General features: G+C 69.4%; 13 protein-coding genes. 11 read left to right on the plus strand and 2 right to left on the minus strand.

The window, feature by feature from the left end; genetic code table 11:
* Positions 1 to 34 precede the first annotated feature (34 nt).
* The 10 genes from pgsA to dapF all read left to right on the plus strand — a co-directional run bounded on the left by pgsA (position 35) and on the right by dapF (position 7724).
* Complete coding sequence (gene pgsA / locus AVP41_RS07855) at positions 35 to 610, plus strand: CDP-diacylglycerol--glycerol-3-phosphate 3-phosphatidyltransferase (protein WP_067163025.1); 576 nt, start codon at positions 35 to 37, stop codon at positions 608 to 610.
* Positions 607 to 1167 carry a CinA family protein gene (locus AVP41_RS07860; RefSeq protein WP_067163027.1) on the plus strand — a complete coding sequence of 187 codons (561 nt, stop codon included), beginning with the start codon at positions 607 to 609 and terminating at the stop codon, positions 1165 to 1167. Before pgsA ends, AVP41_RS07860 begins: the two co-directional genes overlap by 4 nt.
* A gap of 147 nt (positions 1168 to 1314) precedes the next feature.
* Entirely contained in the window at positions 1315 to 1635 is a 321-nt protein-coding gene (locus AVP41_RS07865) for a helix-turn-helix domain-containing protein (RefSeq protein ID WP_067163029.1), read from the plus strand.
* Between the two features lie 5 nt (positions 1636 to 1640).
* On the plus strand, positions 1641 to 1862 hold the full coding sequence (locus tag AVP41_RS07870) for a DUF3046 domain-containing protein (RefSeq protein ID WP_067163031.1): 222 nt from the start codon (positions 1641 to 1643) through the stop codon (positions 1860 to 1862).
* Positions 1863 to 2111: 249 nt separating this feature from the next.
* Positions 2112 to 3158: a recombinase RecA gene (gene recA / locus AVP41_RS07875; protein WP_067163034.1), complete on the plus strand. Its 1047-nt coding sequence runs from the start codon at positions 2112 to 2114 to the stop codon at positions 3156 to 3158.
* A 13-nt stretch (positions 3159 to 3171) separates the two neighbouring features.
* Positions 3172 to 3855, plus strand: a complete 684-nt coding sequence (locus AVP41_RS07880) for a regulatory protein RecX (protein ID WP_067163036.1) — start codon at positions 3172 to 3174, stop codon at positions 3853 to 3855.
* Between the two features lie 64 nt (positions 3856 to 3919).
* On the plus strand, positions 3920 to 5467 hold the full coding sequence (miaB, locus tag AVP41_RS07885) for a tRNA (N6-isopentenyl adenosine(37)-C2)-methylthiotransferase MiaB (protein WP_067163038.1): 1548 nt from the start codon (positions 3920 to 3922) through the stop codon (positions 5465 to 5467).
* On the plus strand, positions 5464 to 6399 hold the full coding sequence (miaA, locus tag AVP41_RS07890) for a tRNA (adenosine(37)-N6)-dimethylallyltransferase MiaA (protein WP_067163039.1): 936 nt from the start codon (positions 5464 to 5466) through the stop codon (positions 6397 to 6399). The genes miaB and miaA overlap by 4 nt, the downstream gene beginning before the upstream one ends.
* A complete protein-coding gene (locus AVP41_RS07895; protein ID WP_067163042.1) occupies positions 6396 to 6818 on the plus strand; it encodes a GNAT family acetyltransferase in 423 nt (140 codons plus the stop codon). Before miaA ends, AVP41_RS07895 begins: the two co-directional genes overlap by 4 nt.
* A 39-nt stretch (positions 6819 to 6857) precedes the next feature.
* Positions 6858 to 7724 (plus strand): diaminopimelate epimerase, encoded by an 867-nt coding sequence (gene dapF / locus AVP41_RS07900; protein WP_067163044.1) that lies wholly within the window; start codon positions 6858 to 6860, stop codon positions 7722 to 7724.
* Positions 7725 to 7759: 35 nt separating this feature from the next.
* Here dapF and AVP41_RS07905 read toward each other — a convergent pair whose 3' ends face one another.
* The gene (locus AVP41_RS07905; RefSeq protein WP_067163046.1) at positions 7760 to 8401 is read right to left on the minus strand and encodes a class I SAM-dependent methyltransferase; all 642 of its coding nucleotides are present in this window, start codon (positions 8399 to 8401) and stop codon (positions 7760 to 7762) included.
* A gap of 96 nt (positions 8402 to 8497) precedes the next feature.
* Here AVP41_RS07905 and hflX point away from each other — a divergent pair, with 96 nt between their 5' ends.
* A complete protein-coding gene (hflX, locus tag AVP41_RS07910; RefSeq protein WP_067163048.1) occupies positions 8498 to 10024 on the plus strand; it encodes a GTPase HflX in 1527 nt (508 codons plus the stop codon).
* On the opposite strand, the gene AVP41_RS07915 is transcribed toward hflX, so the two are convergent.
* Positions 10003 to 11958, minus strand: a complete 1956-nt coding sequence (locus AVP41_RS07915) for a S9 family peptidase (RefSeq protein ID WP_067163050.1) — start codon at positions 11956 to 11958, stop codon at positions 10003 to 10005. The genes hflX and AVP41_RS07915 overlap by 22 nt on opposite strands.
* Between the last annotated feature and the right edge of the window lie 61 nt (positions 11959 to 12019).

Consider the following 12019-nt stretch of genomic DNA (forward strand, 5'->3'; position numbering starts at 1 on the left):
TCGGAGGGCCGGTCGCCTCGACTAGGCTCGGCGCGTGGCGATTCCCCGGCAGCTTCCCAACGCGATCACCATCGTGCGCATCCTGTGTGCGCCGGTGTTCCTCTGGATGCTCCTGGCGGACGCCGGCGCCGACGGGGGACTGCGCTGGGCCGCCGGCGCCCTCTTCGTCGTGGCCATCGCCACCGACGGCATCGACGGATACCTGGCCCGGCGACACGACATCGTGACCGATCTCGGCAAGCTCCTGGACCCCATCGCCGACAAGGCGTTGACGGGGTGCGCATTCGTCGGGCTGTCGCTGCTGGGCGAGCTGGACTGGTGGGTGACGATCCTCGTGCTCGTCCGGGAGGTGGGGATCACGGTTCACCGCCTCCTCGTCGCCAGCGACCATGTCGTCGCCGCCGCGTGGATGGGCAAGCTCAAGACGGTCGCGCAGGCGGTCGCCTTGTCGTTGGCGCTGTTGCCGTTGTGGACGGTGGTGGGGGAGTGGATCCACGTGGTGAATGCCGTGGCGATGGTGATCGCGGTGGCACTCACGATCGCCAGCGGGATCGACTACGTCGTCGCGGAGGTTCGGGGGTCCCGCTCCGCGCGGAGAGGGGAACGATGACGAGCCGTCGAGAGGCCCGTGCCGCCCGCCAGGCCGCGGAGATCGAAGACCTCGAGAACACTCTCGTCTCGGTCGGACGTGTCCCGGACGTCGAGCGTGTGGTGGCGCGGCTGAGCGAGCTCGGCTGGACGCTCGCTGTCGCCGAGTCGCTCACCGGAGGTCTCGTCGTCTCCACGATCGTCGATGTCGCCGGAGCCTCGGCGGTGCTCCGTGGCGGCGTGGTCGCCTATGCGACCGACGTCAAGCAGAGTGTCCTCGGCGTCGACCCGACGCTCCTCGCCGCTCACGGGCCGGTGCATCCGCGCGTCGCGCAGCAGATGGCCGAGGGGGTGCGGCGGGCTCTCGCCCACGGCGAGCAGCCCGCCGACGTCGGCATCGCGACCACGGGAATCGCCGGCCCGGTCTCGCCCGACGGTCAGCCGGTCGGCACCGTCCATCTCGCCGTCTCGACGCCGCTGGGGTCGCGCGTCGAATCGCTGGTCCTGTCGGGTGACCGCGCACAGATCCGGGCGGAGGCGGCAATGCGTGCGCTCCGCCTGACTCTCGACGTGTTGTGAGTCCGGGGGAATAGACGGTGTTTCGTCCCCGTTACACCTGAGCGATTCCCACCCTTTCTCCAGCACGCGAGGTCTAGGGTGACAACGAGGTGCGGTACTGTTATCCACCCGTGAGTGCGGAATCATCGTCTGAGAAGGGGGCCCGACATGATCCTGGTTCGTCAAGAGATCGGTGACGTCCTTCGTGATCTGCGCTTGCAGAAGGGCAAGACCCTTCGCCAGGTCGCGGGCCGTGCGAGCGTCGCGCTCGGGTACCTCAGCGAGGTGGAGCGCGGACAGAAGGAAGCGTCGAGCGAGATTCTCGCCGCGGTGGCTGACGCGCTCGATGTGCCGATCTCCTCCATCATGCGCGAGGTCGGCGATCGGATTTCGGTTCTCGAGGGTCTGCAGACCTTCCCGGACGTCGTGCCCGACGATCTCGCATCGCTGGGCGGCGACTACGCGCAGCCCGAGCTCTCGCTGCGCTGACACCGATGCGGCGGAGCGAGTTCGCGCGCGCGGTGGAAGCCGAGTTCGGGCCCCGTGGCGACTCGTTGGTCTCCGATCTCACCCTCCCTGGCGTGGGCTATCGCACCGCCGACCAGGCTCTTCGAGACGGCATCGATCCTCGAGAGGTCTGGCTGGCGTTGTGCATCGAAGCGGATGTACCGGTCGCACGACGACACGGCGTCGGCCGGATCGAGCGTCGGCGCTGAGTTCGGACGGCTCGTCGCCCGTACCGCGTGTCGCGTCGAACATGTGTTCTATCCGGCGTAGTGTCCTGCACAGGAAACGTCTCTTCGGGGTTGTCCCCCGCTTCGCCTGAACTGCCGAGGAATGTCGGTGGCCCTTCGTAGCGTGGACGGCGTCATCGAGACACCTACGCCTTGTCGTAGTGCTCCCCTCGTCGAGAGGAGGCGCGACAGCCTACAGGCGACGGAAGCGCGAACACGAAGGAGCATGTCATGCCATCACCCGCCGACCGCGAGAAGGCCCTGGAATCGGCCCTCGCCCAGATCGACCGGCAGTTCGGAAAGGGCTCGGTCATGCGGCTGGGCAGCGACGAACGCGCCCCGGTCGAAGTGATCCCCACCGGATCGATCGCGCTCGACGTCGCCCTCGGTGTGGGCGGACTCCCGCGGGGTCGCATCATCGAGATCTACGGACCCGAGTCCTCGGGAAAGACCACGCTCACCCTTCACGCCATCGCCAACGTGCAGCGGGCCGGTGGAATCGCGGCCTTCGTCGACGCAGAGCACGCGCTCGACCCCGACTATGCACAGAAGCTGGGAGTCGACATCGACCAGCTCCTCGTCTCGCAGCCCGACACGGGGGAGCAGGCGCTGGAGATCGCCGACATGCTGGTGCGCTCCGGGGCGATCGACCTCGTGGTGATCGACTCGGTGGCCGCGCTCGTGCCCAAAGCCGAGATCGAGGGTGAGATGGGAGACTCGCACGTGGGTCTTCAGGCTCGACTGATGTCGCAGGCGCTGCGCAAGCTCACCGGTGGTCTCAACCAGACCAACACCACCATGATCTTCATCAACCAGCTGCGCGAGAAGATCGGCGTCTTCTTCGGATCGCCGGAGACCACCGCCGGTGGCAAGGCGCTGAAGTTCTACGCCTCGGTGCGGCTGGACATCCGTCGCATCGAGACACTCAAGGACGGCACCGAAGCGGTGGGTAACCGCACGCGAGTCAAGGTCGTCAAGAACAAGATGGCACCGCCGTTCAAGCAGGCGGAGTTCGACATCCTGTACGGAGTGGGGATCTCGCGGGAGGGAAGCCTGATCGACTTCGGTGTGGAGCACGCCATCGTGAAGAAGTCCGGGGCGTGGTACACCTACGACGGTGAGCAGCTCGGTCAGGGCAAGGAGAACGCGCGTAACTTCCTGCTGAAGAACGCCGACATCGCCGCGGAGATCGAGACGAAGATCAAGCAGAAGCTCGGTGTCGGGCAGCCCAAGCAGGTCGAGACCGCCGACGAACTCGCCGCTCGCCGCCCGGCGTGATTCGGGGTAGTCGGTGACCGACGACATCACCGACGGGGGCCAGGCGCACCACCTGGCCCCCGTCATCCCGCTGTTCCATCGGGGGAGAAGCGACGAGCGCGCTCCGAGCCGTGAGCGCACCGTGAACGATTGGCATACGACGTGGACCGCGTCCACGGATGACGACGAGGTCGTGCGCGGAGCGATACCGCAGCGGAACGAGGAACCTTCCGACAACGTGGCCGCGGCAGAGAAGTCACTGCTGAAGAAGCTCCGGGTGCGTTCTCTGTCGGTGCGCGAGGCAGGCGACATCCTTCGCTCGGCGGGCGTCGCCAGCGACGTCGCCGACGCGATCATCGACCGCTGCCTGCGTCACGGATATCTGGATGACCTCCGTCTGGCGGAGCAGCTGGTGTACACCGCCACCGAACGGAAGGGCCAGGGGCGCAACGCCATCATGCGCACGCTGCGCCAGCGCGGCATTGACTCGGCCATCGCGGAGGCCGCGCTCTCCGAGGTCGTGGATGACGACCGGGAACGTGCGCTGGAGTTCGCGCGGCACAAGGCGAGGGCCTTCCGTGACGTCGACCGCGACACGGCTCTTCGCCGCCTCGTCGGGCAGCTCACGCGTCGAGGCTACTCCGGCAGTGTCGCGATGGCGGCGGCCCGATCGGCGCTCGACGAGGCCGCGCCGACGGGCGTTCGCTTCACCGAGTGAGCCGGCCCGTCCGCGCCGCCGATCGGACCGAAGCCGTCGTTGCGGCTCGTAGAATGGCTGGATCATGACTTCTCCGTCTTCCGCGCCGACGTTGATCGCTCCCTCTGAGGCCGCACGTGCCAGCGACGGTCGCGCACGCACGTACGAGGTACGGACTTTCGGCTGCCAGATGAACGTCCACGACTCGGAGCGACTCTCGGGATCCCTGGAGAGCGCCGGCTACGTCCGTGCCGAGGCGGGCAGCGAAGCCGACGTCATCGTGATCAACACCTGCGCCGTGCGGGATAACGCTGCGGGGAAGCTCTATGGGACTCTCGGTCACCTCAAGAGCCGCAAGGAGAAGCACGAGGGAATGCAGATCGCCGTCGGCGGCTGTTTGGCGCAGATGGACAAAGACGCGGTGCTGCAGAAGGCGCCCTGGGTCGATGTCGTCTTCGGAACCCACAACATGGGTTCGCTCCCCGGGATGCTCGAGCGCGCGCGCCACAACGGCGAGGCGGAGCTGGAGATCCTGGAGTCGCTCGACGTCTTCCCGTCCACCCTTCCCACCAAGCGCGACGCGGTGCACAGCGGGTGGGTCTCGATCTCGGTCGGGTGCAACAACACCTGCACCTTCTGCATCGTCCCGAGCCTTCGGGGCAAGGAGAAGGACCGGCGGCCGGGCGACATCCTCAGTGAGATCCGCCTCCTGGTCGACGACGGCGCCATCGAGGTCACTCTCCTCGGACAGAACGTCAACAGTTATGGCGTGGAGTTCGGCGACCGCCAGGCCTTCGGAAAGCTCCTGCGCGCTGCGGGCGAGATCCCGGGGCTGGAGCGCATCCGCTTCACCAGCCCGCATCCGGCCGCCTTCACCGACGACGTGATCGACGCCATGGCAGAGACCCCGGCGGTCATGCCGCAGTTGCACATGCCGCTGCAGTCCGGATCGGACCGCATTCTCAAGGCCATGCGGCGGTCGTACCGCAGTGAGCGGTTCCTCGGCATCCTCGATCGCGTCCGTGAGCGGATCCCGAACGCCGCGATCACCACGGACATCATCGTCGGCTTCCCCGGGGAGACGGACGAGGACTTCGAGGACACGCTGCGCGTGGTGGAGAAGGCGCGCTTCGCGAGCGCCTTCACCTTCCAGTACTCCATCCGGGAAGGCACGCCCGCGGCGACGATGCCCGACCAGGTTCCCAAGCACGTGGTGCAGGAACGTTACGACCGTCTCGTGGCGTTGCAGGAGCGGATCTCGCTGGAGGAGAACCAGCGGCAGCGCGGTCGCCGGCTCGACGTCCTGGTATCGACGGGCGAAGGAAAGAAGGACACCGCCACGCGGCGCCTCACCGGTCGCGCGGAGGACAACCGACTCGTGCACTTCGAGGTGCCTGAGGGGTCCGAGGTTCCTCGCCCCGGAGACATCGTCAGCGTGACGGTCACGCACGCCGCACCCTTCCACCTTCTCGCCGACAGTCTCGACGGTACGCCGTTGACGGTGCGCCGCACCCGCGCGGGCGACGCGTGGGACCGTGCGCAGGCGGAGTCCTGCGGTGTGCCGGTCTCCGGCGCGGCCGATGGCCCCCGCGCCGTGGGGCTGGGGATGCCCACGCGCCGCGTCGGCTCGTGACCCCTGTCGCTCACGAGAGCGGCCCGCGCCTGTGGGCCATCGTGGGCGCGACGGGAACCGGCAAGACCGATCTCTCGCTGCGACTCGCCGAGGCTCTGATCGGCCGCGGCCGGGGAGCGGAGATCGTCAACGCCGACGCCATGCAGCTCTACCGTGGCATGGACATCGGCACCGCCAAGCTGCCGCCGTCTGAGCGGCGAGGTGTGGCCCATCATCTCTTCGATATGCTCGAGCCGAGTGAGGATGCCGCCGTCGCCTGGTATCAGCAGGCCGCGCGTGAGGCCGCCGACGATGCGTTCTCGCGCGGCGTCGACGTCATCCTCGTGGGGGGCTCCGGTCTCTACGTGTCGAGCGTCCTCTACGACTTCCGTTTTCCCCCTCGGGACGAGAGACTGCGCGCCGAGCTCGAGCGGGAGCTCGCGCAGCACGGCGCCGCAGCCCTCTACGAGCGCCTCCGTCACGCCGACCCGGCAAGCGCCGCCCGCATCGACCCCCGCAATGGGCGTCGGGTCGTGCGCGCCCTCGAGGTGGTCGCGCAGGGGGCCAAGGGGCACGGGGCTGCGCTTCCCGACCACCCGGTGCTCTGGCGTGGCGATACCACGGTCATCGGTGTCCACCTCGATCGCGCGGAACTGGTCGAGCGTCTGGACCGCCGTGTCGAGGGGATGTGGGCGGCGGGTCTGCTCGACGAGGTCCGCGCCCTACGGGATCGTGGCGTGGAACGTGGTACCACCGCGCGACGCGCCATCGGCTACGCGCAAGCGCTCGAGCAGCTCGACGGCCGGCTCGACCAGGACGAGGCGATCGCCCAGACGCAGAGCCTCACCCGGCGCTACGCGCGTCGCCAAGTGTCGTGGTTCCGCCGCTATCCGCACGTGCGCTGGACGGCCCCCGACGCCGACGCCGCGCGCCTGGCAGACTCGAGCGCATGACTGTCGCCATCCGACCCTTCGACCTCGCCGACACCGATGCGGTCGTCGCCCTGTGGCAGGAGACGGGACTCACCCGTCCCTGGAACAACCCGTACCAGGACATCCGTCGGAAGCTCACCGTCCAGCCCGAGTTGTTCCTGGTCGCCGTCGACGACAAGGACGTGGTCGGTACGGTGATGGCCGGATACGACGGCCACCGGGGCTGGCTCTACTACCTCGCCAGCGCCCCCGCCCGTCGCGGACAGGGCATCGGGCGACGTCTCGTGGAGGCCGCCGAGGAGAAGCTCATCGCCCTCGGATGCCCCAAGGTGCAGCTGATGGTGCGGACGGAGAACCTCGAGGTGCACGACTTCTACTCGGCGCTCGGCTTCGAGCCGTTCGAGACGTGGACGACGGCGAAACGTCTCATCTCCGACTGAGGGCTCAGGCGGCCGCCGCGGGGAACCTAGACTTGACCGGTGACCACCATCTCGTTCACCAAGGGCCACGGCACCGGCAACGACTTCGTCATCGTGCCCGATGTGGACGGCACCTTCCCGCTGACCGAGCGACAGGTCGCGGCGCTGTGCGATCGTCGCTTCGGAATCGGCGGCGACGGCGTGCTGCGGGTGGTGCGCACGAGCCACGTCGCCGACGCCGACGCCGAGGCGGATGCCGAGTGGTTCATGGACTACCGCAATGCCGACGGATCCGTCGCGGAGATGTGCGGGAACGGGATCCGTGTGTTCGCGAAGTACCTGGTCGAGACCGGCCTGGCCACGATCTCGGCGGATCAGCCGCTGCGGGTGGCGACGCGGGCGGGAACCAAGACCCTGACGAGGACCGAGGGCGGTTTCGAGGTCGACCTCGGTGTCTGGCGTCCCGAGGCCGACGAGGTGCTCGTGCGCGCCCGCGGCATCGACGTCGCGCGTCCCGGCCAGGGGATCGACGTCGGCAACCCGCACGTCGTTGTCGCGCTCTCCAGCTCGGACGAGCTCGACGATCTAGACCTCAGCGTCCACCCGCTCCTTCAGCCCGAGCCGTCGGCAGGGGCCAACGTCGAGTTCGTTGTTCCCGACGAGCCCCTCGTCCAGGACGGCGTGGGCGGGATCACCATGCGCGTGTTCGAACGCGGTGTCGGCGAGACCCTGTCGTGCGGAACGGGAGTGGCCGCCGCGGCGCTCGCTGTCCGGCTGTGGGCGGGGCCCGCGGCCCCCACCCAGTGGCGCGTCGCCGTGCCCGGCGGGACCCTCGGCGTCCGTGTCGAACAGCACGCCGACGGTGAGCACGTGTTCCTGTCGGGGCCTGCCACGCTGGTGTTCTCGGGCGAGGTCACCCTGGCCTGATCAGGTTGTCCGCGCCGCCGGGATGTCCGTCGCGCTCACGGGACGGAGATGGCCCCGGTCGGAGGACTGCCGTGACGGCGCACTTTGATGACGCGGAAGCCCCGCCCCGTCGCTGCGCGCGTCACGGTGTATCCGCCGGCAAGCGTCGCATCGAGCCACCTCTGCAACGAGTCCGATCCGAGGTTCCGCTGCACGACCAGCCAGGCGTCGCTGCGCTCATCCAAGCGGGGGATCCAGCGTTCGAGCAGGCCGTGGAGCTCGTTCTTGCCGACCCGGATGGGCGGATTGGAGCGGATGGTGCGGAAGACGACATCGTCGGGAACATCGTCGGGAAGCGCCGCGTTGACATTGGTGAGACCGAGATCGCGCGCGTTCCGGCGCACGAGATCCAGTGCACGTTCGTTCACGTCGACGGCCCACACCGTGGCGTGGGGGGCATCCAGCGCCAGGGTCAGGGCGATGGGCCCCCATCCGCAGCCGAGATCCAGAAGGTGACCGCCGGCCGGCGGCGGGGGTGTGTTGGCAAGCAGCACCCCGGTGCCCGAGTCCACGTGATCGGGACTGAAGACGCCGCCAGCGGTGGTGACCTCCACGGGTCGGCCCGCGAGGGTCACACGGATACGGCGGAGGTTCTCAGCGCTGGCCGGCGTCGCGCTGAAGTAGTGATCGCTGGCCATTGCCTTCGAGCGTAGCGGAGGACAGTCCGCGCGCGGGAGGCTAGAGTTCACGGGTGAACCCGGGTCGATCCACGGATCGACGAGGAAAAGGATGACATGACAGACACCAGCACTTCCCACGACGCCGACGAGACCTCGGTCGACCCGGTCGATCGGGTGCTCGCGCACGCCGAGGGACGCAGCGGAGTGCGCGTGTTCGGGGCTGCCCAGGCCTTGCAGCACGAGTCGACCGTCGCCTACGGCGACACCGACGGCGAGCAGTGGGATCGCGAGGAGCGGGCGGCACTGCGGCGGGTCGCCGGGCTGTCCACGGAGCTCGAAGACGTCACCGAGGTGGAGTACCGGCAGCTGCGACTCGAGAACGTCGTGCTCGTGGGTGTCTACCCGCAGGGCAGTCAAGAGGACGCCGAGAACTCCCTCCGGGAACTCGCCGCGCTCGCCGAGACGGCGGGAGCCGTCGTGCTCGACGGCGTGCTCCAGCGCCGGCCCCATCCCGACCCGGCGACCTACATCGGGCGCGGCAAGGCCGCCGAGCTCCGCGACCTCGTCGCTGCGGTCGGTGCCGACACCGTGATCGCGGACACCGAGCTCGCGGCGAGCCAGCGGCGTGCGCTGGAAGACGTCGTGAAGGTCAAGGTCATCGACCGCACGACCGTGATCCTCGACATCTTCAGCCAGCACGCGAAGAGCCGCGAGGGCAAGGCGCAGGTCGAGCTCGCCCAGCTCGAGTACCTCCTTCCCCGGCTGCGCGGCTGGGGTGAGTCGATGTCCCGGCAGGCCGGTGGCCAGGTCGGTGCGGGCGGGGCCGGAATGGGATCCCGTGGTCCGGGTGAGACCAAGATCGAGCTGGACCGTCGCCGCATCCGCACGCGCATGGCGCAGCTCCGCCGCCAGATCCGCGACTTCGCCCCCGCACGCGATGCCAAGCGTGCCGAGCGCAAGCGCCACACGATCCCGTCCGTCGCGATCGCGGGGTACACGAACGCCGGGAAGTCGAGCCTCCTCAATCGGCTGACCAGCGCGGGCGTGCTCGTGGAGAACGCGCTGTTCGCCACGCTCGATGCGACGGTCCGCCGCGCGCAGGCGTCCGACGGCCGCGTCTACACCCTCACCGACACCGTCGGTTTCGTCCGGAACCTCCCACACCAGCTGGTCGAGGCCTTCCGCTCGACCCTGGAGGAGGTCGGCGACGCGGACGTCATCGTCCATGTCGTGGACGGGTCACACCCCGACCCGGCGGCGCAGGTGACGACCGTACGCGAGGTGATGGCCGACGTGGGCGCCCGCTCCACTCGGGAGATCATCGTCTTCAACAAGGCCGACCTCGTCGACGACGACACCCGCCTGGTACTGCGAGGGCTCGAGCCGCAGGCGGTGTTCGTGTCGTCGCGGACGGGAGAAGGGATCGACGAGCTGCGAGCGGCGATCGAGGAGGCCCTGCCGCTTCCCGCCGTCGAGGTGCGCGCTCTGGTTCCGTACGACCGCGGCGACCTCGTCAACGCCGTGCATGAGTCGGGTCACTTGCTCTCGACCGAGCATCACGAGGACGGCACGGTGCTGCACGCCCACGTGAACGAGCGTCTCGCGGCCGAACTGGCTCCCTACGCCGTCGCCGCCGGCTGACCGGGGTCGTCGGTCGCGCCGCCCGCACCCGCGAGAGGAAACGGCGGCACTCCCGGAGGGGCGAAGCCGAAGACGGTCCCGAGGAAGGCGAGTTCGCTCTCCAAGGCGTGCACGATGGTCTCGGTGCGGCGGAAGCCGTGTCCTTCGCCCTCGTAGAGCACGTAGGCGTGCGGAACGCCCCGCGCCGCCAGCGCGTCGCGCACCGCCTCCGACTGCGAGGGCGGGACGACGGCGTCCTCGTCTCCCTGGAGGATCAGAACGGGCACGCGCAGACGGTCGGCGTGCTGCAGCGGGGAACGCTGGATGTAGAGCTCCTCGGCCTCGGGGAGCGGGCCGATGAGACCGTCGAGGTAACGTGCCTCGAAATCGTGGGTGTCGGTGGCGAGGGTGCGCGCGTCGGCGACGCCGTAGCGCGAGACGCCTGCGGCGAACACGTCCGTGCCGACGAGTGCGCCCAGCACCGTCCATCCTCCCGCGGAACCGCCTTCGATCGCCAAGCGGTCACCATCGGCGACACCGGCGTCGACGAGACCGCGCGCGGCCGCGGCGACGTCATCGACGTCGACGATGCCCCACTGCCCGCGAAGGCGCTCGCGGTACTCCCGGCCATAGCCGGTCGAGCCGCCGTAGTTCACGTCGAGCACCCCGATCCCACGGCTCGTGAAGAACGCCGTCTTCGTGTCTGCGACGCCGGCGACGTGAGAGGTCGGGCCTCCATGGACCCACACGAGGTACGGCGGACGCTCGCCGGCGGGGCCGGTGACCTCGGGATTCGTCGGGGGATAGTCGAACGCGTGCACCGGGCCGTGTGGCCCCTCCACGGTGAGGCGGCGCGGCTCCGGAAGCCAGCCCGCGTCGAGCGGGAAGGCAGCACCCCGGACCAGCTCGACGGAGCCGTCGACCCCCACGAGCCAGATCCCGGTGACGCCCGGCGCGGTTCCGGAGACGAGGGCCGCACCCGCCCGTGACGCCTCCACGAGCAGGCGGGACCGCGGCGGCACGGCAACAACCGTGGTCGCACCCGACGGTGCGATCAGCACCAGCTCATCGTCTCCGTCGGTGCGTACCGCGAAGAGGCCGTCTGCTCCGCAGAGGCCGTACCACCGCGATCCCAGGGTCCACAGGGCCCCGCCCGTGTCGGCGTCGGCGGGAGCCACGGCATCGGCCGGAGTGCCCGCGGCGAGGCGCGCCAGGTCTCCCCGGTAGAGGTTCCACCGGCCGGTGCGGTCATCGACCCAGATGAGGTCGCCGTTGGCTGTCCAGGTGGGCTGGAGCGCAGAGGTCACGCCCGAGGTGATGTCTCGCACCGACTCGACCCCGGAGGAACCGAGGCGACCGACGCGGATCACCGTCCGGTCCCACGGCATGTGGGGATGGTCCCAGGCGACCCAGGCCAGGTGGGCGCCGTCGGGGGAGAGGGTGGGCTGGGCGAGGAAGTCGCTCCCCTCCGCGAGCACCTCGACGCGTCCGCCGTCGGTATCGATGGAGACGATCGATCGCGTCGGGACCGGACGGCCGTCGTGCACCTCGCGGACCGCCAGCAGCCGGTCGCCGTGGACGGCCAGACCGCCGAACCGCGTCGAGTCCGCCTCGGGGGTCAGCGGTGACGGGGCGGCGCCCGGCGAGAGCCGCCACACGCGCTGATCGGATTTCTCCACGAAGAACAGGGTGCCCTCCGCGGTGGTGGCCCACGACCCTCCGCCGTACTCGTGGACGCGAGAGCGGGCGCTGAAGGGAGCCGGCAGCACGGTGGCGACCTCTCCCGTGCGCGTCCGGCGGAAAATCGCCGTGCGTCCGCCTTCGGAGGCGACAGACTCACCCCACCAGATCTCGTCGCCGACGAAGGCCGCGCCCTCGAACCGCGGGGCGGCTGCGGCCGCATCGGCGGCGGAGAGAGGGGAGGGCCAGGAACCATAGGGAAGCGAGGCACGCATGCCTCCACGCTACGCCCGCCTGCAACACGACGTCACACATCCGTGGCCGCGGGAGCCGCGC

It is taken from the genome of Microbacterium sp. TNHR37B (genome assembly GCF_001620065.1).
GTDB lineage: Bacteria > Actinomycetota > Actinomycetes > Actinomycetales > Microbacteriaceae > Microbacterium.

Bases quoted from the DNA above. Each gene is read 5' to 3' on its own strand.
- AVP41_RS07860 (WP_067163027.1), top strand. From the start codon at position 607: ATGACGAGCCGTCGAGAGGCCCGTGCCGCCCGCCAGGCCGCGGAGATC.
- recA (WP_067163034.1), top strand. From the start codon at position 2,112: ATGCCATCACCCGCCGACCGCGAGAAGGCCCTGGAATCGGCCCTCGCC.
- miaB (WP_067163038.1), top strand. From the start codon at position 3,920: ATGACTTCTCCGTCTTCCGCGCCGACGTTGATCGCTCCCTCTGAGGCC.
- AVP41_RS07895 (WP_067163042.1), top strand. From the start codon at position 6,396: ATGACTGTCGCCATCCGACCCTTCGACCTCGCCGACACCGATGCGGTC.
- AVP41_RS07865 (WP_067163029.1), top strand. From the start codon at position 1,315: ATGATCCTGGTTCGTCAAGAGATCGGTGACGTCCTTCGTGATCTGCGC.
- AVP41_RS07870 (WP_067163031.1), top strand. From the start codon at position 1,641: ATGCGGCGGAGCGAGTTCGCGCGCGCGGTGGAAGCCGAGTTCGGGCCC.
- AVP41_RS07915 (WP_067163050.1), bottom strand. From the start codon at position 11,958: ATGCGTGCCTCGCTTCCCTATGGTTCCTGGCCCTCCCCTCTCTCCGCC.
- AVP41_RS07905 (WP_067163046.1), bottom strand. From the start codon at position 8,401: ATGGCCAGCGATCACTACTTCAGCGCGACGCCGGCCAGCGCTGAGAAC.
- hflX (WP_067163048.1), top strand. From the start codon at position 8,498: ATGACAGACACCAGCACTTCCCACGACGCCGACGAGACCTCGGTCGAC.